Origin of the sequence: Pseudomonas sp. NFACC08-1 (genome assembly GCF_900106735.1) — a bacterium.
In the GTDB taxonomy this organism is placed as follows: domain Bacteria; phylum Pseudomonadota; class Gammaproteobacteria; order Pseudomonadales; family Pseudomonadaceae; genus Aquipseudomonas; species Aquipseudomonas fluorescens_Q.
Genome location: NZ_FNNL01000001.1, coordinates 133564 through 158955, shown reverse-complemented (window position 1 = coordinate 158955; position 25392 = coordinate 133564). Strand labels below are relative to the sequence as shown.

Genomic DNA, 25392 nt, shown 5'->3' with positions numbered 1-25392 from the left:
GCTATTTCTCCTGGCTGACAGGCGCGCAGATCACAGTAATGCCGCGCGCCTGAATCTGATCGCGGGCCTCTACGGGCAGGCGATCATCGGTAATGAGGGTATGGACGCTGCTCCACGGCAGTTCCAGGTTGGGGATTTTCCGGCCGATCTTGTCGGCCTCCACCATGACGATCACTTCCCGGGCAACCTCAGCCATCACGCGGCTCAAGCCCAGCAGTTCGTTGAAGGTGGTGGTACCTCGAACCAGATCGATGCCGTCGGCGCCGATGAACAGTTGGTCGAAGTCATAGGAACGCAGGACCTGCTCGGCCACCTGGCCCTGGAACGACTCGGAGTGAGGATCCCAGGTACCGCCGGTCATCAACAGCACCGGCTCGTGCTCCAGTTCGCTCAGGGCGTTGGCGACGTGCAGGGAATTGGTCATCACCACCAGGCCCGGCTGTTGGCCGAGTTGCGGAATCATGGCCGCCGTGGTGCTGCCGCTGTCGATGATGATGCGCGCATGTTCACGGATCCGCTTCACGGCGGCCCGGGCAATGGCCAGTTTGTACTTGGAGACGGTTTGCCCGTTATCGGCCACCAACTCCTGCGGCATCGGCACCGCGCCACCGTAGCGACGCAGCAGCAGGCCATTGGTTTCCAGGGCAGCGAGATCCTTGCGAATCGTAACTTCCGAGGTTTCGAAGCGCTTGGCCAACTCATCCACACTGACCTCACCCTGCTCCTGGAGCAAGGCAAGAATATTGTGACGGCGTTGTGGTGTGTTGCGCTTTGACATGGCGAGGTAAGTTTCGATTCGAAAGATAACGTAACTAATCAAAACCTATTGCAGGGCTATCGTCAAGGCGGGAGAAGAAAAATTCAGAAATCATGAAATCAATGTGGGAGCGGGCTTGCTCGCGAAGGGGTCGAATCAGACAGTACAACGTGAACTGAAACAACGCTTTCGCGAGCAAACCCGCTCCCACACGGGGGCTGTGGATAACTTAGCTCTTCTTGATTTTTACCGGGCGCTTCCAGCCGTCGATATTGCGTTGCCGGGCGCGCGCCACCGCGAGCTGAGCGTTATCCACATCCTGATTGATGGTCGAACCTGCGGCCGTGCTTGAACCATCACCGAGGGTCACAGGCGCCACCAGCGAGTTGTTGGAGCCGATGAACACGTCCTCACCCAACACGGTTTTCCACTTGTTGGCACCGTCGTAGTTACAGGTGATGGTCCCGGCGCCAATGTTGGTGCGGGCGCCGACTTCAGCGTCACCGAGGTAGGTCAGGTGCCCGGCCTTGGCGCCTTCGCCCAGGTGAGCATTCTTCAGTTCAACAAAGTTACCCACATGGGCACGGGCTTCCAGCACAGAGCCTGGGCGCAGGCGGGCAAACGGGCCAGCATCGCTGCCCTCCCCCATGACCGCACCGTCGAGATGGCTGTTGGCCTTGATCACCACGCCTTTGCGCAGGGTGCTATCCTTGATCACGCAGTTCGGGCCAATGACCACGTCGTCTTCGATGACAACCTTGCCTTCGAGGATGACGTTGATATCGATGACCACATCGCGACCCACGCTGACTTCACCGCGCACGTCGAAACGGGCCGGATCGCGCAGCGTCACGCCTTGGGCCATCAGGCGGCGGGCGGCGCGCAATTGATAGTGGCGCTCCAGTTCGGCCAATTGCCGGCGATCATTGGCGCCCTGCACTTCCATGGCGTCCAACGGCTGCTCGGTGGCGACCACCAGTCCATCGCTGACCGCCATGGCGATCACGTCTGTCAGGTAGTACTCACCCTGGGCGTTGTTGTTCGACAGACGACTCATCCAGTCACCCAGGCGCTCAGCCGGCACGGCCAGAATCCCAGTGTTGCCTTCAGTGATCGCGCGCTGGGCTTCGTTGGCGTCCTTCTGTTCGACGATGGCGGTCACTTGGCCGTCGACGTCACGCACGATGCGGCCATAACCGGTGGGGTCGTCCAGCTCGACGGTCAACAGGCCCAACTGTTGTGGCGCGACATGCTTGAGCAGGCGTTGCAAGGTGTCGACTTCGATCAGCGGCACATCGCCGTAGAGAATCAGCACCGTATCCGCCGTGATGAATGGCACTGCCTGGGCCACCGCATGGCCAGTGCCCAGTTGTTTGTCCTGCAAGACGAAATTCAGGTCATCGGCGGCCAGGCGTTCGCGCACAGCATCGGCACCGTGGCCGATCACCACGTGAATGCGCTGTGGATCAAGTTGCCGGGCGCTGTGGATAACATGGCCGAGCATGGAATTGCCGGCTACCGGGTGCAAGACCTTGGGCAGCGCCGAACGCATGCGGGTGCCTTGACCGGCCGCGAGGATAACGATTTCGAGAGACATGACTGGCTACCAATCCTGGGTGGTCAGCGGCTGCGACCAGATGATGAGTGTCGGGAAAAGAAAAAAGGGTAGCCGAGGCTACCCTTTTTAATCAATCGCACAGAAAGCAGACGGCTTAGCCGCCGAACTTCTTGCGGATCTGCTGGACGGTGCGCAGCTGGGCTGCGGCCTCGGCCAGACGTGCAGCAGCAGAACCGTAATCGAACTCCGCGCCTCGCTCGTGCAGGGCCTTCTCGGCAGCCTTGACGGCTTCCTGAGCGGAGGCTTCGTCCAGGTCGGCAGCACGTTGCACAGTGTCGGCAAGGACCTTGACCATGTTCGGCTGAACCTCGAGGAAACCACCGGAGATGTAATACACCTCGGCTTCCCCGCCCTGCTTGATCAAGCGGATCGGACCCGGTTTCAGATTAGTGATCAGCGGTGCGTGACCCAGAGCGATACCAAGATCACCCAGCTCACCATGCGCAATCACCATCTCGACCAGACCGGAGAAGATTTCCCCTTCCGCACTGACGATATCGCAATGGACTGTCATAGCCATCTGATTGCCTCAACCTAAATTAGCGCCCGTTGCCGGGCGCCGGGATTACAGTTTCTTGGCTTTCTCGATCGCTTCTTCGATGCCGCCGACCATGTAGAACGCTTGTTCTGGCAGGTGGTCGTAGTCACCGTTGAGGATGCCTTTGAAGCCAGCAATGGTGTCTTTCAGGGAAACGTATTTACCCGAGGCACCGGTGAAGACTTCAGCCACGAAGAACGGCTGCGACAAGAAGCGCTGGATCTTACGAGCGCGGGATACCAACTGCTTGTCGGCTTCCGACAGCTCGTCCATACCCAGGATCGCAATGATGTCCTTCAGCTCTTTGTAGCGCTGCAGCACGTACTGGACGCCGCGAGCGGTGTCGTAGTGCTCCTGGCCGATCACGTTCGGGTCCAGCTGGCGCGAAGTCGAGTCCAGTGGGTCAACCGCTGGGTAGATACCCAGGGAAGCGATATCACGGGACAGAACGACGGTGGCGTCCAAGTGGGCGAAGGTGGTCGCTGGCGACGGGTCGGTCAAGTCATCCGCAGGTACGTATACCGCTTGGATCGAAGTGATCGAACCTTCCTTGGTCGAAGTGATACGTTCTTGCAGAACGCCCATCTCTTCAGCCAGGGTCGGCTGGTAACCTACTGCCGAAGGCATACGGCCCAGCAGTGCGGATACTTCGGTACCGGCGAGGGTGTAACGGTAGATGTTGTCGACGAACAGCAGAACGTCGTTACCTTCGTCACGGAACTTCTCGGCCATGGTCAGGCCGGTCAGGGCTACGCGCAGACGGTTTCCCGGCGGCTCGTTCATCTGGCCGTAGACCAGTGCCACTTTGTCCAGAACGTTGGAATCCTTCATCTCGTGGTAGAAGTCGTTACCCTCACGAGTACGCTCACCCACACCGGCGAACACGGAATAACCGCTGTGCTCGATGGCGATGTTACGGATCAGTTCCATCATGTTTACGGTCTTGCCCACACCGGCACCACCGAACAGACCGACTTTACCGCCCTTGGCGAACGGGCAAACCAGGTCGATAACCTTGATGCCGGTTTCCAGCAGGTCGTTGCCGCCTGCCTGTTCAGCGAAGGATGGCGCAGGACGGTGAATGCCCCAGCGCTCTTCGGTGTCGATCGGACCGGCTTCGTCGATCGGGTTGCCCAGTACGTCCATGATCCGGCCCAGGGTCGCTTTACCGACCGGTACGGAGATGGCAGCGCCAGAGTCGACAACGTCCAGACCGCGCTTCAAGCCCTCGGTGGAACCCATCGCAATGGTACGAACGATGCCGTCGCCCAGCTGCTGCTGAACTTCCAGGGTAGTTTCCGCGCCTTGTACTTTCAGCGCGTTGTAGATGCTCGGTACGCTGTCGCGTGGAAATTCCACGTCGATAACGGCGCCGATGATTTGAACGATACGTCCGCTACTCATAGCTGGATCCTCTGAATATTTGAACCGTTAAACCGCGGCAGCGCCGCCGACGATTTCCGAGATCTCTTGGGTGATCGCAGCCTGACGCGCCTTGTTGTAGATCAGCTGCAAATCGCTGATCAAATCACCGGCGTTGTCGGTAGCGTTCTTCATCGCGATCATCCGCGCTGCTTGTTCAGCTGCGTTGTTCTCGACCACCGCCTGGTAGACCTGCGACTCCACGTAGCGGACCATCAAGCCGTCGAGCAGCTCCTTGGCATCCGGTTCGTAGAGGTAGTCCCAGTGGTGCTTGAGTTCCTGTTCCGGGGTCGCCACCAGTGGGACCAATTGCTCCACGGTTGGCAGCTGCGTCATGGTGTTGATGAACTTGTTGGATACCACGGACAGACGGTCAATCCGGCCTTCCAGGTACGCATCCAGCATCACCTTGACACTGCCGATCAGGTCATTGATCGACGGCTCTTCACCCAGGTGGCTGATAGCAGCGACGACGTTGCCGCCGAAGTTACGGAAGAAAGCCGCACCCTTGCTACCAATCACGCACAGATCGATCTCGACGCCTTGTTCGCGGTTTACAGCCATGTCCTTGACCAGGGCCTTGAACAGGTTGGTGTTCAAGCCACCGCACAGACCACGGTCACTGCTCACCACGACGTAACCGACGCGCTTGATGGCGCGTTCGATCATGAACGGGTGGCGATATTCCGGGTTGGCGTTGGCCAGATGACCAATCACCTGGCGGATGCGCTCCGCATAAGGGCGGCTAGCAGCCATGCGCATTTGTGCCTTGCGCATTTTGCTGACCGCCACTTTTTCCATGGCGCTGGTAATTTTTTGCGTGCTTTTGATGCTCGCAATCTTACTGCGAATCTCTTTTGCGCCTGCCATGTAACACCTATCAGGTTAGCAAGCGGGAGCCTTGCGACTCCCGCTGCGGCTTACCAGGTTTGGGTGGCCTTGAACTTCTCGATACCGGCTTTCATGCCCGCGTCGATTTCGTCATTGAAGTCACCCTTCACGTTGATCTTGGCCAACAAGTCGGCGTGATCGCGGTTGAAGTAAGCAATCAGCGCTTGTTCAAAGCTGCCGACCTTGGCGATTTCAACGTCAGTCAGGAACCCACGCTCAGCGGCATACAGCGACAGCGCCATGTCAGCGATCGACATCGGTGCGTATTGCTTCTGCTTCATCAGCTCGGTAACGCGCTGACCATGCTCAAGTTGCTTACGGGTCGCTTCGTCCAGGTCAGAAGCGAACTGGGCGAATGCCGCCAGTTCACGGTACTGGGCCAGGGCGGTACGAATACCACCGGACAGCTTCTTGATGATCTTGGTCTGAGCGGCACCACCCACACGGGATACCGAAACACCGGCGTTCACAGCAGGACGGATCCCGGAGTTGAACATGGCCGATTCCAGGAAGATCTGACCGTCGGTGATGGAAATCACGTTGGTCGGAACGAACGCGGAAACGTCGCCAGCCTGGGTTTCGATGATCGGCAGAGCGGTCAGGGAGCCGGTCTTGCCGGTCACTGCGCCGTTGGTGAACTTCTCTACGTACTCTTCCGAAACGCGGGATGCGCGCTCCAGCAGACGGGAGTGGAGATAGAACACGTCGCCTGGGTAGGCTTCACGGCCTGGTGGACGGCGCAGCAGCAGGGAGATCTGGCGATAAGCCACTGCCTGCTTGGACAGATCATCATAAACGATCAGCGCGTCTTCACCGCGGTCGCGGAAGAATTCACCCATGGTGCAACCGGAGTACGGTGCCAGGAATTGCAGCGCTGGAGATTCCGAAGCACTGGCAGCCACGATGATCGTGTTGGCCAGGGCGCCGTTTTCTTCCAGCTTGCGAACCACGTTGGCGATGGTCGATTGCTTCTGACCAATGGCTACGTAGACGCAGAAAATGCCGCTGTTCTTCTGGTTGATGATCGCGTCGATCGCCAGAGCGGTCTTACCGATCTGACGGTCACCGATGATCAGCTCACGCTGGCCACGGCCGACAGGGATCATGGCATCGACAGCCTTGTAGCCAGTCTGTACAGGCTGGTCTACCGACTTACGCCAGATCACGCCAGGAGCAACTTTCTCGACCGCGTCGGTCTCGGTGTTGTTCAGCGGACCTTTGCCGTCAACAGGGTTACCCAGTGCGTCGACGACGCGACCCAGCAGTTCCTTACCAACCGGAACTTCGAGGATGCGGCCGGTGCACTTGGCGCTCATGCCTTCAGCCAGAGAGGTGTACGCGCCCAATACCACGGCACCTACAGAGTCTTGCTCCAGGTTGAGGGCCATACCGTAGACGCCGCCCGGAAACTCGATCATCTCGCCGTACATGACGTCGGCCAGACCGTGAATCCGCACGATGCCGTCAGATACGCTGACGACAGTGCCTTCGTTACGGGCTTGGGAGGTCACATCGAGCTTGTCGATGCGGCCCTTGATAATTTCACTTATTTCGGAAGGATTGAGTTGCTGCATTGCTCTGCTGCCCCTTCAAACTCAAGATTTCAATGCTTCGGCAAGTTTCGCGATTTTGCCGCGAATCGAGCCATCGATAACCAGGTCGCCGGCGCGGATTACAACGCCCCCTATCAGGGACTTGTCTTCCTCGACTTGCAGGCGCACTTCCCGGTTGAGTCGTGCACTGAGAACCTTGGCGAGTTTGTCTTGCTGTTCTTGGTTCAATGCGAAAGCACTGGTCACTTCCACGTCTACCGACTTCTCTTGCTCGGCCTTGTACAGGTCAAAAAGAGTGGCGATCTCCGGCAGAAGCAGGAGACGGTCGTTTTCGGCAACGACGTGAATGAAATTCTGTGCCTTGGCATCGAACTTGTCGCCGCACACGTCAATGAACGTGGCGGCCTTTTCTGCGCTCGTCAGTCGCGGGGCCTTGAGCACGCGCTGCATGGTGTCGTCTTGCGACACCGCTGCAGCCAGGCCGAGCATGGCTGACCAATTGGCCAGTTGCTGGTGGGCCTGAGCGTGCTCGAAGGCCGCCTTAGCGTAAGGTCGGGCCAACGTGGTCAGTTCTGCCATGATCGCCCTCGCTTAGATTTCAGCAGCCAGTTGGTTAACCAGCTCTGCGTGCGCGTTTTGATCGATTGTGGCACCCAGGATCTTCGAAGCACCGCCAACGGCCAGAGCACCCACTTGGGCACGCAGCGCGTCTTTGACACTGTTGAGTTCCTGTTCGATCTCGGCTTGAGCCTGAGCCTTCACACGGTCAGCTTCGACGCGAGCCTGTTCACGGGCTTCGTCGACAATCTGGGTACCGCGTTTCTTGGCTTGCTCGATGATTTCAGCTGCCTGAGCTTTCGCTTCGCGCAGTTGCTGACCCACTTTCTCATGGGCCAACTCCAGGTCGCGAGCTGCACGGCTGGCAGCGTCCAGACCATCAGCGATCTTCTTTTGACGTTCGTGCAATGCCGCAATGACCGGAGGCCATACGAACTTCATGCAGAACAGTACAAAAATCAGGAACGCAACGGACTGGCCAATCAGGGTCGCATTAATGTTCACGCCAACACCTCGCAGTTACGTTGTCCATCACACCAATCTACTCGAGACATCCGAGTAATTAGCCAGCGATTTGACCAACGAACGGGTTCGCAAAGGTGAAGAACAGAGCGATACCAACACCGATCATGGTCACGGCGTCGAGCAGACCGGCCACGATGAACATTTTGACTTGCAGCATTGGAACCATTTCTGGCTGACGCGCTGCGCCTTCCAGGAACTTGCCGCCCAACAGGCCGAAACCAATTGCGGTACCCAGTGCGCCCAGGCCGATCAACAGTGCAACAGCGATAGCGGTTAGACCAACTACAGTTTCCATCTTTCCTCCCGACTTTTACGTCGTATGGTTTAGGTTTTTTAGATTAAAGCGGTAAAACAAATCGTTTCTCAGCCCGGTTCGGGCTCCTTCCCGTTTGACCGGGAAGGACATCAGACTAGTCGAGACTGGCCTTAATGGTTTTCTTCGTGCGCCATCGACAGGTAGACGATGGTCAACATCATGAAGATGAACGCCTGCAGGGTGATGATCAGGATGTGGAACACAGCCCACGCCCATTGCAGGACCACACCCAGGCCGCTGAGCCACAGCAGGCCGCTGCCGAACATCACAGCGATCAGGATGAACACCAGTTCGCCGGCATACATGTTGCCGAACAGACGCAGTGCCAGAGAAATCGGTTTGGCGATCAGGGTCACGAATTCGAGCAGGAAGTTCACCGGGATCAGCAGGGCTTGGACCAGGATGTTCTTGCTGCCGAACGGGTGCAGGGTCAGTTCGCCGATGAAGCCGCCGATGCCCTTGACCTTGATGCTATAGAAAATGATCAGTGCGAAAACCGAGAAGGCCATGCCCAGGGTCGCATTCGGGTCGGTGGTCGACACGGCGCGGAAGGGGATGTGTGCATCGCCGGAGATAAGGATGGCCAGCTGAGGAATCCAGTCGACCGGTACCAGGTCGACGGCGTTCATCAGGAACACCCAGACGAAGATGGTCAGTGCCAACGGTGCGATCACCGGGCTACGGCCATGGAAGCTGTCTTTCACGCTGCCATCGACGAATTCGACCAGTACTTCAACGAAGTTCTGCAGTGCACCAGGCTGACCGGAAGTCGCCTTCTTTGCCGCCATGCGGAAAAGAAAAACGAAGATCAGACCCAATGCGACCGACCAGCCGAGGGTATCGACGTGGAAAGCCCAGAAGCCCATTTCCTTGGCTTCTGCTGCGGTGTGGGCAAAGCCCCAGCCGCCGTTGGGTAGCTGACCGAAGGTCAGGTTCTGCAAGTGGTGCTGGATATAGCCCGAAGCGGTTGTCTCTGCCATGGTTGCCTCAAACGCCCTAAGGTCTCGAAAGTCTTGTTCTCATTAGCAGGGGAGCGAACCAGCTAACCAGTTGGGTCAGCACGAAGACGCTGAATACAGCCAGCGGCGCCAGTGGCTTCACACCTGCGAACGTCAATGCAAACAGCACTGCCGTCAAAATCAGTTTCCCCGCCTCGCCGGCATAAAAAGACCGGACGATAGCCTGGGCTGCTCGGGCGCCGGAAAACCGAAAGGCCCTGTGAGCGAAGTAAATATTGGGAAGCAAGGCTATCAGGCCTCCGCAAAGCCCTGAGTATCCGGCGACGACTCCTTTCCATTGCCAGAGCGCCAGTGCGGCGATCAATACAACGGCGAATTGGGCCATCAAAACCGGGAAAACTGCCAGACGATGGAACGGCAAGCGGTTTGGCGTGCGGGTTTCCATCGCTTTTGCTCTCCAATAGTCGGCCGCCATAATTCAATAACTTGGCATAATTTGTGCCGACAAAATGCGCGCAGAGTATAGGGGCGGTTCTGCCCCTATTCAACTGCCAGGTAGTGATTTCCGACTGCGCGCTACAAGAGCAATTGTTTCAGCGAATGTGTGCAAGGACGCCTTGCAGCTCATCGAGGGAGTTGTAGCCAATCACCAGTTGCCCTTTGCCCTTCTTGCCGTGGCGGATCTGCACCGCAGAGCCCAGGCGCTCGGCCAGGCGCTGTTCCAGGCGAGCGATATCAGGATCGGTTTTGGGTGCCTCGACAGGGGCCGGTTTGCCACTCAGCCACTGACGAACCAGTGCTTCAGTTTGGCGCACAGTCAGACCGCGTGCGACAACATGTCGCGCCCCTTCAACCTGTTGATTTTCCGGCAAACCGAGCAATGCACGGGCATGGCCCATTTCCAGGTCGCCATGGGACAGCATGGTCTTGATGACTTCCGGCAACGCAATCAGGCGCAACAAATTGGCCACGGTCACGCGGGACTTGCCCACCGCCTCGGCAACTTGTTGCTGGGTCAGCTGGAACTCCTGCTGCAAACGTTGCAGGGCCACGGCTTCTTCAATCGGATTGAGGTCTTCGCGCTGGATGTTCTCGATCAGCGCCATGGCGATGGCGGTTTCATCCGGCACATCGCGGACCATCGCCGGAATGGTTTCCTGGCCGGCCTGCTGGCTGGCGCGCCAGCGACGTTCGCCGGCAATGATCTCGAAGCGCCCGTTGGCGATCGGCCGGACCACGATCGGTTGCATCACGCCCTGGCTCTTGATCGACTGGGCCAGTTCTTCCAGCGCCTGGGGATCCATGTCCCGGCGCGGCTGGTATTTGCCGCGCTGGATCAGGTCCAGCGGCAAGTGCTGCAACTCGCGTTGATCGACCTGTACGGCCTGCTCTTCCAGCGAACTGACAGTGGGACCACTGAGCAGTGCATCCAGTCCACGTCCGAGACCTCGTTTCTTGACGGCCATGGGGTTTCCTTAAGTTGGCTGGGCTGCAGCGGTGCGTGGATTACGGCGCTGACGGCGAACCATCTCGCCCGCCAGGGCCAGGTAGGCCAGCGCACCACGGGATTGTTTGTCGTAGGCCAGGGCCGGCATGCCGTAGCTGGGCGCTTCGGCCAGGCGGATGTTCCGCGGGATGACCGTGTCGTAGAGCTGCTCGCCGAAGTGTTCCTTGAGCTGGGCCGACACATCGTTCATCAGGCTCAGGCGCGGGTCGTACATGGTCCGCAGCAGGCCTTCGACCTTCAGGTCCGGGTTCAGCAGTTCGGCGATGCGCTTGATGTTATCCACAAGGTCGCTCAAGCCTTCCAATGCGAAATATTCGCACTGCATGGGGATAATCACCCCATCGGCCGCCACCAGGGCGTTGAGGGTCAGCATCGACAGCGACGGCGGGCAGTCGATCAGGATGTAATCGTAGTTTTCCCGGATCGGCGCCAAGGCGCTGCGCAGGCGGCTTTCCTTCATCTGCATTTCCAGCAGCACCACTTCGGCCGCCGTCAGGTCACGGTTGGCCGGCAGCAGTTGATAACCGCCGTGTTCGGAGAAGTGCATGGCCTGGCCCAGATCGCATTCGCCGATCAGGACGTCGTAGATGGAGTTTTCCAAGCCATGCTTATCCACACCGCTACCCATGGTGGCGTTGCCCTGTGGATCGAGATCGATCAACAGCACCCGGCGCTTGGTCGCGACCAGGGATGCTGCGAGGTTGATACAGGTGGTGGTCTTGCCCACACCACCCTTCTGGTTCGCTATCGCGAATACCTTAGCCATTCTTGCTTGTGTTCCCAATCATGCCGTGCGGCGCAGTATCAGCAGATGGCGTTGGCCTTGGCAACCGGGTACGGCCAAGGCGTGTTCGCTATCGAGGTGGAAGTCTGCCGGCAATGCTACCAGCTCATCGGCCGGATGAACGCCCTTCATTGCCAGCCAGCGCGTATCGGCGTCGCCCAGGTGGCGCGTCCAGTTGCTGAAGTTCTCCATGCTGCTGAACGCCCGGGAGATGATCCCGTTGAAAGGCTGTGCAGGCTGGAACGCTTCGACACGGCTGTGGATAACTTGCAGGTTATCCAGTTTGAGTTCGAGTTTGACCTGGGTCAGGAAGCGGGTTTTCTTGCCGTTGCTGTCCAGGCAGGTCACTTGCGAGTCGGGAAACAGGATCGCCAGCGGGATGCCCGGCATGCCACCGCCACTGCCAACATCCAGCCAGCGACCGTTTTCGATGAAGGACATGACGCTGAGGCTGTCGAGCAAATGGCGCGAGACCATTTCGTCCGGATCGCGCACGGCGGTCAGGTTGTAGGCCTTGTTCCATTTGATCAACAACGCCAGATAACCCAGCAATTGCGCGTGCTGGGCTTCGGTCAAGTTGACACCAAGCTGACGGGCACCTGTGGATAACTCTTCAGCGTGTTGCGAGGTGACCATCGAACTCAAGCGCTTTGCTCCAACTGGCGGCCCGCGCCGCGTTTTTTCAAATGAATCATCAACAGGGAAATCGCCGCTGGCGTGACGCCGGGAATGCGCGAGGCCTGGCCCAGGGTCTCTGGACGGGTCGCACCGAGCTTGCTCTGGATTTCCTTCGATAACCCGGAAATGCCGGTGTAATCGATATCCACAGGCAGCTTGGTGTCCTCACTGGCGCGCAGACGGGCGATTTCGTCTTGCTGACGGTCGATGTAACCGGCGTACTTGGTCTTGATTTCGACCTGCTCGGCCACTTGTGGATCTTCCGCCCCTTGGCCGGTCACTTCCACCAACCCGGCATAATCGATTTCCGGGCGGCTCAAGAGGTTGAGCAGGTTGTATTCGTGGGTCAGCGGCGTGCCAAATTTCGCGGCAATGGCATCGCCCTGCTCGGTACCAGGGCGAACCCAGGTGCTTTTCAGGCGCTGCTCTTCCAGTTCGATGCTCTCACGTTTCTTGCAGAACGCGGCCCAACGCACATCATCCACCAGCCCCAGCTCACGACCTTTCTCGGTCAGGCGCAAGTCGGCGTTGTCTTCGCGAAGGATCAGGCGATATTCGGCGCGGGACGTGAACATCCGATACGGTTCCTGGGTGCCCAAGGTAATCAGGTCATCCACCAGTACGCCGATGTAGGCCTCATCGCGGCGTGGGCACCAGCTGTCCTTGCCCTGGGCGCGCAGTGCCGCGTTGGCACCGGCCAACAACCCTTGGGCGCCGGCCTCTTCGTAACCGGTGGTGCCGTTGATCTGCCCGGCGAAGAACAGGCCGCCAATGACCTTGGTTTCCAGGCTGTACTTCAGGTCACGCGGATCGAAGTAGTCGTACTCGATGGCGTAGCCCGGGCGAACGATGTGGGCGTTTTCCATACCGCGAATCGACTGCACGATCTGCAATTGCACATCGAACGGCAGGGAGGTTGAGATCCCGTTCGGGTACAGCTCGTGGGTCGTCAGGCCTTCCGGCTCGATGAAGACCTGGTGGCTTTCCTTGTCGGCGAAGCGATGGATCTTGTCTTCGATCGACGGGCAATAACGCGGGCCGATGCCTTCGATTTCACCGGCAGCGGAATACATCGGCGAACGGTCGAGGTTCGCCGCAATAATTTCATGGGTGCGGGCATTTGTGTGGGTGATCCAGCAACTGACTTGCCGTGGATGCTGTTCCTTGTTGCCCATGAACGACATGACCGGGATCGGCGTATCGCCAGGCTGCTCGGTCATCACCGAGAAATCCACAGACCGACCGTCGATACGCGGTGGCGTACCGGTTTTCAAGCGCCCGACACGCAACGGCAGCTCACGCAAACGATGAGCCAGAGCGATCGACGGCGGATCACCCGCGCGACCACCGGAAAAGTTCTGCAAACCAATGTGGATAAGTCCACCGAGGAATGTCCCGGTGGTCAGCACTACGGAATCGGCGAGGAAACGCAGGCCCATTTGTGTGACGACACCGCGTACCTGGTCCTGCTCGACAATCAGGTCATCCGCTGCTTGTTGAAATATCCACAGGTTCGGCTGGTTTTCCAGGATTTCGCGGACAGCGGCCTTGTACAGGATTCGGTCGGCCTGGGCGCGAGTAGCGCGCACGGCTGGGCCTTTGCGGCTGTTCAATACGCGAAACTGAATACCACCTTTATCGGTGGCCATGGCCATCGCGCCGCCTAGGGCATCGATTTCCTTGACCAGGTGGCTCTTGCCAATCCCACCAATGGCAGGGTTGCAACTCATGGCACCGAGGGTTTCCACGTTATGCGTCAGCAACAGGGTTCTTGCCCCCATGCGTGCTGATGCAAGTGCTGCCTCGGTACCGGCATGACCGCCGCCGATGACGATCACTTCAAAACGGGAAGGGAAATCCACCACGCACCTCGTGCCTGCTTAATTCAGGTAATTCGGAAATAGGTCTTGAGCCTGGCCAGAGCGTTTTTCGAGCCAGGTCGGCAAGTATAGGGACTTCCCCTTTCCTAAAGAACCCTTTGCACAAAATTTAACCAGCTGTGGAAAACTCGCGGTTAAAAAAATTAAAAAGAAAGAAATTTATAAAACCTTTATTTTTATGTTTATTCTTACTGAGCCTACTATCTGTGGATAACATTACACAGGCCTTTATTTTCAATGTGTACAGAGATTCAAAACCCTGTGGTCAGGTGGCAATGAGGGGGTTGGATAACCGGTGTAAGCCTGTGGATGAATGGGCCTTTTATCCACAGAGGCGGTTATCTTCAGATTTGAGGGGGGTTTATCAACCGACCTCAGTGGCAGTTATTCACAGGGCTTAATCCACAGAAAACCGCCGCGATGGATCACCGCAGCGTCCACAGGCAAGCCGCCATCAATGGCAATCGTTTCAAAAATAGAGAGGAGGAACCGGGTTTGCGTTGGACTCGAGAGGCTTCGAGGACAAACCCGGTTTGAAAAGCGGGGTTATTTACCGATGCAGAAGCTGGAAAAGATCCGCCCCAACAGGTCATCGGAGCTGAAGGCGCCGGTAATTTCCCCAAGGGAATGTTGGGCCTGGCGAAGGTCTTCGGCCAACAACTCACCCGCCCCCGCCAAGGTCAACTGCGCGCGACCGTGTTCCAGGGCGGCGCTGGCATGGCGCAAGGCTTCAAGATGCCGCCGGCGGGCGCTGAAGCTGCTTTCCGAGGTCTGCTCATAGCCCATGCAGGCCTTGAGGTGTTCACGCAGCAGTTCCAGGCCTTCACCCGCCGCCTTTGCGCTCAGGCTGATCGTCACATGGCCGTCGTTGCTGACCTCAAGGACAATCGCTTCCCCGGTCAGGTCGGCCTTGTTACGGATCAAGGTGACTTTCGCGGGATCCGGGCGGACTTCGAGGAATTCAGGCCACAAGGCAAATGGATCGTCCGCTTCCGGTGCGGTGGCATCCACCACCAGCAGGACCCGGTCGGCTTCACCGATGGCCTTGAGCGCCCGCTCAACGCCGATTTTTTCCACCCGGTCATCAGTGTCGCGCAAACCTGCGGTATCCACGACGTGCAGTGGCATGCCATCGATGTGGATATGTTCACGCAGGATGTCCCGAGTGGTGCCGGCGATCTCGGTGACAATCGCCGCCTCGCGCCCGGCCAGGGCATTCAACAGGCTGGACTTGCCGGCATTCGGCCGCCCAGCGATCACCACGGTCATCCCATCGCGCAACAAGGCACCCTGCCCGGCTTCGCGCAGTACGGTGGATAACTCATCGCGCACTTTATCCAGCATGCTCAGCACGTGGCCATCGGCTAGGAAGTCGATTTCCTCTTCCGGGAAATCAATCGCGGCCTCGACGTAAATCCGCAGGCCGATCAATTGTTCGGTGAGGTTATGCACACGCTGGGAAAACGCACCCTGCAAGGATCGCAATGCGTTGCGGGCCGCCTGTGCAGAACTGGCTTCGATCAAATCGGCGATCGCCTCGGCCTGGGCCAGGTCGAGCTTGTCGTTGAGGAATGCCCGTTCACTGAACTCGCCCGGCCGGGCCAGGCGACAGCCCAGCTCCAGGCAACGCTTGAGCAGCATGTCCAGCACGATGGGGCCGCCGTGCCCTTGCAGTTCCAGCACGTCTTCGCCGGTGAACGAATTCGGCCCCGGGAAATACAAGGCCAGCCCCTCGTCGAGGACCTGCTGGTCATCACTGAAAAACGGACCGTAATGAGCAAACCGCGGTTTGAGTTCACGACCGCTGATTGCCCTGGCCGCGACACTGGCCAAGGGCCCCGAAATACGGACGATGCCGACCCCTCCACGACCTTGGGCGGTGGCAACGGCGGCAATGGTTTCACGCGGTGCGCTCATAAACCGATATCCAGACAAAAGTGGCAGATAGCAAAACGCCCCACTAGGGGGCGTTTTGTGTGGTTATCCACAGAGCAAGTTACGCCTCGGCTTTTTTCGCAGCCGCTTCGATCTTACGCGTGATGTACCACTGCTGGGTAATGGACAACACGTTGTTCACAACCCAGTACAGCACCAGACCCGCCGGGAACCACAGGAAGAAGAAGGTGAAGATGATTGGCATCATTTTCATCACCTTCGCCTGCATCGGGTCCGGAGGCGTCGGGTTCAGCTGCTGCTGGATGAACATGGTCGCGCCCATGATGATCGGCAGGATGAAGAACGGATCCTTGATCGACAGGTCGGTAATCCACAGCATGAACGGTGCCTGGCGCATCTCCACGCTTTCCAGCAGCACCCAGTACAGCGCCAGGAACACAGGCATTTGTACAAGAATCGGCAAGCAACCACCCAACGGGTTGATCTTCTCTTTCTTGTACAGCTCCATCATGGCCTGGGACATTTTCTGCCGGTCATCGCCATGTTGTTCTTTCAGGGCCGCCAGTTTCGGGGCCACTGCGCGCATGCGAGCCATGGATTTGTAGCTGGCGGCCGACAACGGGAAGAAAATCCCCTTGATCAGCATGGTCAGGAAAATGATCGACCAACCCCAGTTACCGACGATGCTGTGGATATGTTGCAGCAGCCAGAAGATCGGCTGGGCAATGAACCACAGGAAACCGTAGTCCACGGTCAATTCCAGACCTGGGGACAACTCTTTCAGTACCGCCTGGCTTTTAGGACCGGCGTACAGAATGGCACTGGTTTCGACTTTTGCACCTGGCGCGGCGGTCAATGCCGGGCCGGTGTAGCCGACGATGTAGTTGCCTTTGCCGTCTTTACGCGTCTGGACGACGTTGTTTTCGCCCTTCTGCGGGATCCAGGCAGTTACAAAATAGTGCTGCAGCCAGGCAACCCAGCCACCTTGAACGGTTTCCTTGATCTGGCCCTTGTCCATGTCCTTCATGGACACTTTCTTGTACGGCTCCGAACTTGTCCACAGGGCGGCGCCCAGGTAAGTCGCGGTGCCGGTGGCCGTGCTGGAGGAAGGATCGTCGCTGGCGTCACGCTTGAGTTGCGCAAACATCGCGCCGGACCAAGGCTGGGCGCTCTGGTTGTCGATCAGGTAAGAGACGGTTACGTCATACAGGCCACGTTTCAAGGTGAAACGCTTGATGTAGTTGACGCCATCCTTGCTGAACTTCAGGTCGACAACCAGTTGGTCCTGACCGTCAGCCAGTTGATAAGTCTTCTTCTCGGCGGAGTAGACCGGGCGACCGGCCGGGCTCGAATCCGGGCCGTTGGTACCGATCAGGCCACTTTGGGCCAGATAGGTGCGCTCGTTACCGTTGTCGAACAACTGGAACGGGATTTCCGGATGATCCTGGCGACGTGGATACAGCGGCAGCTTCAGCTGGGCGACGTCACCACCTTGTGGATCGATTGCCAGCTCGAGCACGTCCGTCTTGATCTGGATGAGATCTTTGCTTACGGCCACCGGGGCTTCGGCGGGAGCGCTGGTATCGCTTGCCGCGCGCGGGATGTCGTCATTGCTGGCAGCATTGTTGCCAACTGGGGCATCCGGCAGGCTCGGTGCGGTATTGCTGGCTGCAACATTCTGAGTCGGCAGGGCAGCCTGGCCATAGTCCTGGTTCCATTTAAGGACCATGACGTAGGACACGATTGCCAGGGCGACGATCAGGATCGTGCGTTTGATATCCATGATTACTCGGCCATCGAAGAAGAACGGGAGGTAGGGATAGGCGGAACCGGGTCATAACCGCCGGGATTCCACGGATGACAGCGACCTAAACGACGAAAGGTCAGCCAGCCACCGCGCAGTAGGCCATGATTTTCTATGGCTTCGTACGCGTAGCAGGAACAACTGGGGTAGAAACGACAGTGACTGGCCATCAAAGGACTAATGGCATAGCGGTAAAACTGGATCGGAACGAGTGCCAGTTTACGCATCGGGACTGTCTACCCCTACAGTTTCGGTGTTGACTGCTGGTACTGGCTTGTTGCGGGCCAGACGTTTCCAGAGCTTGCCGAAATGCTGAATCAATTCGGGGTTTTCTACGTCACCCAAACCTTTGCGCGCGACGATAACAATGTCCCATCCAACCAGTGAATCCTGGTTCAGGCGAAACGATTCGCGCATCAGACGTTTGAGGCGATTGCGCTGAACAGAGAGCTTGACGCTCTTTTTCCCGATAACCAGCCCTAGTCGGGGGTGATCGAGATCGTTACTGCGCGCAAGGAGCAGGAGATTTTTCCCCGGAACCTTGCCGGTAGGGGAGTCAAAGACTGCCTTGAAATGCCGGGGTGTAAGCAGACGCTTTTCCCGACTGAAGTCCTGACTCACCTCCAGTGCCGGATTATCAAACTGCCAGACGCGCACGACCTTTGGCGCGACGACGCGACAGGACGGCACGACCGTTCTTGGTAGCCATGCGAGCACGGAAACCGTGGGTACGAGCGCGTTTGATAGTGCTTGGTTGGAAAGTACGTTTCATGTCGTGTTACCTGGTTCGTCCACAACGGGCCGGAATGGCCCCCGTTTTAAGAGACCGAGGATTCTAGAGAAAGCAAGCCTCTAGGTCAATTTCCAACCAGCGTTTCCTTTAAATAGATATCCGGACGCTTGGGCGGATTCATCACACGACGCTAGATATAGAAATAAAGAAGGGAATTATTTAAAGCTTTTCTGTAAAGCTTATAAAAGCAAGGCCGCCACCTGTCTGTGGATAACCATGCTCAGGCCTTGTAGCACGCCATGTACAGAGAATGACAACTACAGGGGAAAGCAGTGGCCAGCCTGTGCTGCGCTGTCGGATAAGCTGTGTGTGGAAAGCCATGTTATCCACAGGCCGGTTATCCACCGACTTTCGCCCCCACTTGTGCAACGACCTCAGGCCCGGTTATCCACAGAGCTTATCCACTGACCGCCCGTCGTCTTTCTCGCGGTTAACGCATTGATAAATCATGGGCGATCAGCAAGCTGCATGTGGATAAGTGGGCGTCTGCTCGCTACAATGGCCGCTTGTTTTTGCCTCACCGGCTTTCAACTTAGGGGATATCCGTGTCAGTGGAACTTTGGCAGCAGTGCGTGGAGCTTTTGCGCGATGAGCTGCCTGCCCAACAATTCAACACTTGGATCCGTCCACTACAGGTCGAAGCCGAAGGCGACGAGTTGCGTGTCTATGCACCGAACCGTTTCGTTCTCGACTGGGTCAACGAAAAGTACCTGGGCCGGGTCATGGAACTGCTCGACGAGCATGGCAATGGCATGGCGCCTGCGTTGTCCTTATTAATAGGCAGCAAGCGCAGCTCGGCACCGCGCGCCGCACCCAATGCGCCGCTGGCCGCCGCAGCGTCACAGGCCCAGCAGGCTGCAACGGCACCGGTTAACAACCATGCCGCCCCGGCACCCGCGCCTGCCCCGAGCAAACGCAGCGCACAAAAGGTCGCCGAGGTCAGCGAAGAGCCCTCGCGGGACAGCTTCGACCCCATGGCCGGTGCCAGCTCCCAGCAGGCGCCGGTGCGTGCCGAACAGCGCACCGTCCAGGTCGAAGGTGCGCTCAAGCACACCAGCTACCTGAATCGGACCTTTACCTTCGAGAATTTCGTCGAAGGTAAATCCAACCAACTGGCTCGCGCTGCGGCCTGGCAGGTCGCGGATAACCCCAAGCATGGCTACAACCCGCTGTTCCTTTATGGTGGCGTAGGCTTGGGTAAGACCCACTTGATGCATGCGGTGGGCAACCACCTATTAAAGAAGAACCCGAATGCCAAGGTCGTGTACCTGCATTCCGAGCGTTTCGTGGCCGACATGGTCAAGGCGCTGCAGCTGAACGCGATCAACGAGTTCAAGCGTTTCTACCGTTCGGTGGACGCTCTGCTGATCGACGATATTCAGTTCTTCGCCCGCAAGGAACGTTCCCAGGAAGAGTTTTTCCACACCTTCAACGCATTGCTTGAAGGCGGGCAGCAGGTCATTCTCACCAGTGACCGCTACCCGAAAGAAATCGAAGGCCTTGAAGAACGTCTCAAGTCGCGTTTCGGCTGGGGCCTGACGGTGGCCGTCGAGCCGCCCGAGCTGGAAACCCGGGTCGCGATCCTGATGAAGAAAGCCGACCAGGCCAAGGTCGAGCTGCCTCACGACGCCGCGTTCTTCATCGCCCAGCGTATCCGCTCCAACGTGCGAGAGCTCGAAGGTGCCCTCAAGCGGGTGATCGCTCACTCGCACTTCATGGGCCGCGACATCACCATCGAGTTGATTCGCGAATCCTTGAAGGACTTGTTGGCGCTTCAGGACAAATTGGTTTCTGTGGATAACATTCAGCGAACCGTTGCGGAATACTACAAAATCAAGATTTCCGACCTGCTGTCCAAACGCCGTTCGCGTTCGGTAGCACGTCCGCGTCAGGTGGCCATGGCCCTGTCCAAGGAACTGACCAACCACAGCCTGCCGGAAATCGGCGATGTGTTTGGCGGACGCGACCACACCACCGTGCTGCACGCCTGCCGCAAGATCAACGAACTTAAGGAATCCGACGCGGACATCCGCGAGGACTACAAGAACCTGCTGCGTACACTGACCACTTGATGACCACCAGCGCAGCTTATTAAGGCAAGGGACTAGACCATGCATTTCACCATTCAACGCGAAGCCCTGTTGAAACCCCTGCAACTGGTCGCAGGCGTCGTCGAACGCCGCCAGACCTTGCCGGTACTTTCCAACGTGCTGCTGGTTGTCGAAGGCCAGCAATTGTCGCTGACCGGTACCGACCTGGAAGTCGAGCTGGTCGGTCGTGTGCAACTTGAAGAACCGGCTGATCCGGGTTCCATCACCGTGCCGGCGCGCAAGCTGATGGACATCTGCAAGAGCCTGCCCAACGACGCGCTGATCGACATCAAGGTCGATGAGCAGAAGCTCGTGGTCAAGGCCGGTCGCAGTCGCTTCACCTTGTCGACCCTGCCGGCCAACGATTTCCCGACCGTGGAAGAAGGCCCAGGTTCGCTGACCTGCAGCCTGGACCAGAGCAAATTGCGTCGCCTGATCGAACGCACCAGTTTCGCCATGGCCCAGCAGGACGTGCGTTATTACCTCAACGGCATGCTCCTGGAGGTTTCCGCCGGCGTCATCCGCGCCGTTGCCACCGACGGGCATCGCCTGGCCATGTGCTCGATGCAGGCTGATATCGGTCAGCCTGATCGCCACCAGGTGATCGTGCCGCGTAAAGGTATCCTGGAACTGGCTCGCCTGCTGACCGAGCCGGACGGCAACGTCAGCATCGTGTTGGGCCAGCACCACATCCGCGCCACCACCGGTGAGTTCACCTTCACCTCGAAGCTGGTCGACGGCAAGTTCCCTGACTACGAGCGCGTGCTGCCAAAAGGCGGTGACAAGCTGGTGTTGGGCGATCGCCAGGCCCTGCGCGAAGCCTTCAGCCGTACCGCGATCCTGTCTAACGAGAAGTACCGTGGCATCCGTCTGCAACTGGCCAATGGTCAGCTGAAGATCCAGGCGAACAACCCGGAGCAGGAAGAAGCGGAAGAAGAAGTAGGCGTTGAGTACAACGGCGGCTCCCTGGAAATCGGCTTCAACGTCAGCTACCTGCTCGACGTGCTGGGCGTGATGACCACCGAGCAAGTGCGTCTGATCCTGTCCGACTCCAACAGCAGTGCACTGGTGCAAGAGTCTGATAACGACGATTCGGCTTACGTTGTCATGCCGATGCGTCTGTAATCATGCCCAGCAGAAGCTAGATGTCCTTAAGTCGCGTCTCGGTCACCGCGGTGCGCAATCTGCACCCGGTGACCTTCTCCCCCTCCCCCCGCATCAATATCCTTTACGGCGCCAACGGCAGCGGCAAAACCAGCGTCCTGGAAGCCGTGCACCTGCTGGGGCTTGCCCGTTCGTTTCGCAGCACCCGCCTGTTACCGGTCATCCAGTACGATCAACTGGCATGCACCGTGTTCGGGCAGGTGGAGCTGGCAGAAGGCGGTCATAGCGCCCTGGGGATCTCGCGGGACCGGCAGGGCGAGTTCCAGATCCGCATCGATGGGCAGAACGCTCGCAGCGCCGCTCAGCTGGCCGAGATCCTGCCATTGCAGTTGATCAACCCGGACAGCTTCCGTCTGTTGGAGGGCGCACCGAAGATTCGTCGGCAATTTCTCGACTGGGGCGTGTTCCACGTGGAACCGCGGTTCATGGCGACTTGGCAACGCCTGCAGAAGGCGTTGCGCCAGCGAAACTCTTGGCTGCGACATGGTACACTTGACGCCGTTTCGCAAGCGGTTTGGGACAGGGAACTGTGCCAGGCCAGCGCTGAAATCGATGAATACCGCCGCGCTTACATCAAAGCCTTGAAACCGGTCTTCGAGCAGACCTTGAGCGAACTGGTTGAGCTTGAGGGCCTGACGCTCAGCTATTACCGAGGCTGGGACAAGGACCGGGAATTGAGCACCGTGTTGGCTGGCTCGTTGCAGCGGGACCAGCAGATGGGCCATACCCAGGCTGGACCGCAACGCGCTGACTTGCGCCTCAGATTGGGCGCGCATAATGCCGCGGACATCTTGTCCCGGGGGCAACAGAAGTTAGTGGTGTGTGCCTTGCGTATTGCCCAAGGACACCTGGTCAGCCAGGCCCGGCGTGGTCAGTGTATTTATCTGGTGGATGACTTGCCGTCCGAGTTGGACGAAGCCCACCGTCGCGCGCTTTGCCGCTTGTTGGAAGACTTACGCTGCCAGGTGTTCATCACCTGTGTAGACCACGAATTATTGAGGGAAGGCTGGCAGACGGAAACGCCAGTCGCCCTGTTCCACGTGGAACAGGGCCGTATCACCCAGACCCACGACCATCGGGAGTGAAGGCATTGAGCGAAGAAAATACGTACGACTCAACGAGCATTAAAGTGCTGAAAGGCCTGGATGCCGTACGCAAACGTCCCGGTATGTACATTGGTGACACCGACGATGGCAGCGGTCTGCACCACATGGTGTTCGAGGTGGTCGACAACTCCATCGACGAAGCCCTCGCCGGCCATTGCGACGACATCAGCATCATCATCCACCCGGATGAGTCCATCACCGTTCGCGATAACGGCCGTGGCATCCCGGTAGATGTGCATAAAGAGGAAGGCGTTTCCGCCGCCGAGGTCATCATGACCGTCCTCCACGCTGGCGGTAAGTTCGACGACAACTCCTACAAGGTCTCCGGCGGTCTGCACGGCGTAGGTGTTTCGGTGGTGAACGCGCTGTCGGAAGAACTGGTCCTGACCGTTCGCCGCAGCGGCAAGATCTGGGAGCAGACCTATATCCACGGCGTGCCCCAGGCACCCATGGCGATCGTTGGCGACAGCGAAACCACAGGCACCCAGATCCACTTCAAGGCTTCGAGCGAAACCTTCAAGAACATCCACTTCAGCTGGGACATCCTGGCCAAGCGGATTCGTGAACTGTCCTTCCTCAACTCCGGTGTCGGCATCGTCCTCAAGGACGAGCGCAGCGGCAAGGAAGAGCTATTCAAGTATGAAGGTGGCTTGCGGGCGTTCGTTGAGTACCTGAACACCAACAAGACCCCGGTCAACCAGGTGTTCCACTTCAACGTTCAGCGTGAAGACGGCATCGGCGTGGAAATCGCCCTTCAGTGGAACGACAGCTTCAACGAGAACCTGTTGTGCTTCACCAACAACATCCCGCAGCGCGATGGCGGTACTCACCTGGTGGGCTTCCGTTCGGCACTGACTCGCAACCTGAACAACTACATCGAACAAGAAGGCCTGGCGAAGAAGCATAAAGTCGCCACCACCGGTGACGATGCCCGTGAAGGCCTTACCGCGATCATCTCGGTGAAGGTGCCGGATCCGAAGTTCAGCTCCCAGACCAAGGACAAGTTGGTGTCTTCCGAAGTGAAGACCGCCGTTGAACAGGAGATGGGCAAGTACTTCTCCGACTTCCTGCTGGAAAACCCGAACGAAGCCAAGCTGGTGGTTGGCAAGATGATCGACGCCGCCCGTGCCCGTGAAGCGGCGCGCAAGGCCCGTGAGATGACCCGCCGCAAAGGCGCGCTGGACATCGCCGGCCTGCCGGGCAAACTGGCTGACTGCCAGGAAAAGGACCCAGCCCTGTCCGAGCTGTACCTGGTGGAAGGTGACTCCGCTGGCGGTTCCGCCAAGCAGGGTCGCAACCGCCGCACCCAGGCCATCCTGCCGCTCAAGGGCAAGATCCTGAACGTCGAGAAGGCGCGCTTCGACAAGATGATTTCCTCCCAGGAAGTCGGCACCTTGATCACGGCGTTGGGCTGCGGCATTGGCCGCGAAGAGTACAACATCGACAAGTTGCGCTATCACAACATCATCATCATGACCGATGCTGACGTCGACGGTTCGCACATCCGTACCCTGCTGCTGACGTTCTTCTTCCGTCAGTTGCCGGAGCTGATCGAGCGCGGCTACATCTACATCGCCCAGCCGCCGCTGTACAAGGTCAAGAAAGGCAAGCAAGAGCAATACATCAAAGACGACGACGCCATGGAAGAGTACATGACGCAGTCGGCCCTGGAAGACGCGAGCCTGCACCTGAATGAAGATGCCCCAGGCATTTCCGGTGAAGCCCTCGAGCGCCTGGTGAACGACTTCCGCCTGGTGATGAAGACCCTCAAGCGTCTGTCGCGCCTGTACCCACAGGAACTGACCGAGCACTTCATCTACCTGCCCGCCGTGAGCCTGGAGCAACTGTCCGATCACGCAGCGATGCAAGATTGGCTGGCCCAGTACGAAGTACGCCTGCGCACCGTCGAGAAATCCGGCCTGGTCTACAAAGCCAGCCTGCGTGAAGACCGTGAACGTAACGTCTGGCTCCCGGAGGTCGAGCTGATCTCCCACGGCCTGTCGAACTACGTCACCTTCAACCGCGACTTCTTCGGCAGCAACGACTACAAGACCGTCGTATCCCTGGGTGCGCAACTCAGCACGTTGCTGGACGAAGGTGCGTACATCCAACGCGGTGAGCGCAAGAAGTCCGTGACCGAGTTCAAGGAAGCCCTTGAATGGCTGATGGCCGAAAGCACCAAGCGCCACACCATCCAGCGATACAAAGGTCTGGGTGAAATGAACCCGGATCAGCTGTGGGAAACCACCATGGACCCAGGCTCGCGCCGGATGCTGAAAGTCACCATCGAAGACGCCATTGGCGCGGACCAGATCTTCAACACCCTGATGGGTGATGCAGTCGAGCCTCGTCGTGACTTTATCGAGAGCAATGCGCTGGCGGTGTCCAACCTGGATTTCTGATCCCTTCAGTTGCACCGCTCCAAAAAAAGCCAACGCTTATGCGTTGGCTTTTTTTTACATTTGAAAAACCTGCACCGTTTTCAGGCCTGTGGATAAAAAACCGGGTAACTCGGTAACACCTTGGCACAAAGCCTTCACGCTCAATAGGTTA

Annotated in this window: 24 protein-coding genes; 4 read left to right on the top strand and 20 right to left on the bottom strand. The window is 58.2% G+C overall.

The window, feature by feature from the left end; translation table 11 throughout:
• Position 1 precedes the first annotated feature (1 nt).
• From BLU76_RS00760 to rpmH, 20 genes are all read right to left on the bottom strand, one after another.
• A complete protein-coding gene (locus tag BLU76_RS00760; RefSeq protein WP_060739917.1) occupies positions 2 to 778 on the bottom strand; it encodes a DeoR/GlpR family DNA-binding transcription regulator in 777 nt (258 codons plus the stop codon).
• A 208-nt stretch (positions 779 to 986) separates the two neighbouring features.
• Positions 987 to 2354, bottom strand: a complete 1368-nt coding sequence (glmU, locus tag BLU76_RS00755; RefSeq protein ID WP_092221092.1) for a bifunctional UDP-N-acetylglucosamine diphosphorylase/glucosamine-1-phosphate N-acetyltransferase GlmU — start codon at positions 2352 to 2354, stop codon at positions 987 to 989.
• 115 nt (positions 2355 to 2469) lie between these two features.
• The gene (locus tag BLU76_RS00750; protein ID WP_003207087.1) at positions 2470 to 2895 is read right to left on the bottom strand and encodes a F0F1 ATP synthase subunit epsilon; all 426 of its coding nucleotides are present in this window, start codon (positions 2893 to 2895) and stop codon (positions 2470 to 2472) included.
• Between the two features lie 45 nt (positions 2896 to 2940).
• Positions 2941 to 4317, bottom strand: coding sequence for a F0F1 ATP synthase subunit beta (atpD, locus tag BLU76_RS00745; RefSeq protein ID WP_014340987.1), 1377 nt, complete (start codon positions 4315 to 4317; stop codon positions 2941 to 2943).
• 27 nt (positions 4318 to 4344) lie between these two features.
• Positions 4345 to 5205 carry a F0F1 ATP synthase subunit gamma gene (atpG, locus tag BLU76_RS00740; protein WP_063323660.1) on the bottom strand — a complete coding sequence of 287 codons (861 nt, stop codon included), beginning with the start codon at positions 5203 to 5205 and terminating at the stop codon, positions 4345 to 4347.
• Between the two features lie 50 nt (positions 5206 to 5255).
• Positions 5256 to 6800, bottom strand: a complete 1545-nt coding sequence (gene atpA / locus BLU76_RS00735; protein WP_017129296.1) for a F0F1 ATP synthase subunit alpha — start codon at positions 6798 to 6800, stop codon at positions 5256 to 5258.
• 21 nt (positions 6801 to 6821) lie between these two features.
• Positions 6822 to 7358: a F0F1 ATP synthase subunit delta gene (locus tag BLU76_RS00730; RefSeq protein WP_003207094.1), complete on the bottom strand. Its 537-nt coding sequence runs from the start codon at positions 7356 to 7358 to the stop codon at positions 6822 to 6824.
• A gap of 12 nt (positions 7359 to 7370) precedes the next feature.
• Positions 7371 to 7841, bottom strand: a complete 471-nt coding sequence (locus tag BLU76_RS00725; protein WP_003187193.1) for a F0F1 ATP synthase subunit B — start codon at positions 7839 to 7841, stop codon at positions 7371 to 7373.
• A gap of 58 nt (positions 7842 to 7899) precedes the next feature.
• Positions 7900 to 8157 (bottom strand): F0F1 ATP synthase subunit C, encoded by a 258-nt coding sequence (atpE, locus tag BLU76_RS00720; RefSeq protein ID WP_003097235.1) that lies wholly within the window; start codon positions 8155 to 8157, stop codon positions 7900 to 7902.
• 131 nt (positions 8158 to 8288) lie between these two features.
• Positions 8289 to 9158, bottom strand: a complete 870-nt coding sequence (atpB, locus tag BLU76_RS00715; protein ID WP_063323659.1) for a F0F1 ATP synthase subunit A — start codon at positions 9156 to 9158, stop codon at positions 8289 to 8291.
• Positions 9159 to 9174: 16 nt separating this feature from the next.
• On the bottom strand, positions 9175 to 9582 hold the full coding sequence (locus tag BLU76_RS00710) for a F0F1 ATP synthase subunit I (protein WP_063323658.1): 408 nt from the start codon (positions 9580 to 9582) through the stop codon (positions 9175 to 9177).
• 148 nt (positions 9583 to 9730) lie between these two features.
• Positions 9731 to 10603 (bottom strand): ParB/RepB/Spo0J family partition protein, encoded by an 873-nt coding sequence (locus BLU76_RS00705; protein WP_003207098.1) that lies wholly within the window; start codon positions 10601 to 10603, stop codon positions 9731 to 9733.
• A gap of 9 nt (positions 10604 to 10612) precedes the next feature.
• Complete coding sequence (locus BLU76_RS00700; RefSeq protein WP_003207100.1) at positions 10613 to 11410, bottom strand: ParA family protein; 798 nt, start codon at positions 11408 to 11410, stop codon at positions 10613 to 10615.
• Positions 11411 to 11428: 18 nt separating this feature from the next.
• Complete coding sequence (gene rsmG / locus BLU76_RS00695) at positions 11429 to 12064, bottom strand: 16S rRNA (guanine(527)-N(7))-methyltransferase RsmG (protein ID WP_170845928.1); 636 nt, start codon at positions 12062 to 12064, stop codon at positions 11429 to 11431.
• A gap of 5 nt (positions 12065 to 12069) precedes the next feature.
• Positions 12070 to 13968, bottom strand: coding sequence for a tRNA uridine-5-carboxymethylaminomethyl(34) synthesis enzyme MnmG (gene mnmG, locus BLU76_RS00690; RefSeq protein WP_092221089.1), 1899 nt, complete (start codon positions 13966 to 13968; stop codon positions 12070 to 12072).
• 564 nt (positions 13969 to 14532) lie between these two features.
• Positions 14533 to 15903, bottom strand: a complete 1371-nt coding sequence (mnmE, locus tag BLU76_RS00680; protein WP_092147509.1) for a tRNA uridine-5-carboxymethylaminomethyl(34) synthesis GTPase MnmE — start codon at positions 15901 to 15903, stop codon at positions 14533 to 14535.
• Positions 15904 to 15982: 79 nt separating this feature from the next.
• Positions 15983 to 17665: a membrane protein insertase YidC gene (yidC, locus tag BLU76_RS00675; protein ID WP_063323654.1), complete on the bottom strand. Its 1683-nt coding sequence runs from the start codon at positions 17663 to 17665 to the stop codon at positions 15983 to 15985.
• Positions 17666 to 17667: 2 nt separating this feature from the next.
• Positions 17668 to 17913, bottom strand: a complete 246-nt coding sequence (yidD, locus tag BLU76_RS00670; protein ID WP_010465488.1) for a membrane protein insertion efficiency factor YidD — start codon at positions 17911 to 17913, stop codon at positions 17668 to 17670.
• A complete protein-coding gene (gene rnpA, locus BLU76_RS00665) occupies positions 17906 to 18307 on the bottom strand; it encodes a ribonuclease P protein component (protein ID WP_003207107.1) in 402 nt (133 codons plus the stop codon). Before rnpA ends, yidD begins: the two co-directional genes overlap by 8 nt.
• 16 nt (positions 18308 to 18323) lie before the next feature.
• Positions 18324 to 18458, bottom strand: a complete 135-nt coding sequence (gene rpmH, locus BLU76_RS00660) for a 50S ribosomal protein L34 (protein ID WP_003213577.1) — start codon at positions 18456 to 18458, stop codon at positions 18324 to 18326.
• A gap of 566 nt (positions 18459 to 19024) precedes the next feature.
• Here rpmH and dnaA point away from each other — a divergent pair.
• From dnaA to gyrB, 4 genes are read left to right on the top strand one after another with little or no spacing between them, the layout of a single operon-like run.
• Positions 19025 to 20551 (top strand): chromosomal replication initiator protein DnaA, encoded by a 1527-nt coding sequence (gene dnaA / locus BLU76_RS00655; protein WP_092147503.1) that lies wholly within the window; start codon positions 19025 to 19027, stop codon positions 20549 to 20551.
• 39 nt (positions 20552 to 20590) lie between these two features.
• The gene (gene dnaN, locus BLU76_RS00650; RefSeq protein ID WP_003196145.1) at positions 20591 to 21694 is read left to right on the top strand and encodes a DNA polymerase III subunit beta; all 1104 of its coding nucleotides are present in this window, start codon (positions 20591 to 20593) and stop codon (positions 21692 to 21694) included.
• A 20-nt stretch (positions 21695 to 21714) separates the two neighbouring features.
• Positions 21715 to 22818: a DNA replication/repair protein RecF gene (gene recF, locus BLU76_RS00645; RefSeq protein ID WP_063323653.1), complete on the top strand. Its 1104-nt coding sequence runs from the start codon at positions 21715 to 21717 to the stop codon at positions 22816 to 22818.
• A 5-nt stretch (positions 22819 to 22823) separates the two neighbouring features.
• On the top strand, positions 22824 to 25241 hold the full coding sequence (gyrB, locus tag BLU76_RS00640; protein WP_063323652.1) for a DNA topoisomerase (ATP-hydrolyzing) subunit B: 2418 nt from the start codon (positions 22824 to 22826) through the stop codon (positions 25239 to 25241).
• The last annotated feature ends 151 nt before the right edge of the window (positions 25242 to 25392 follow it).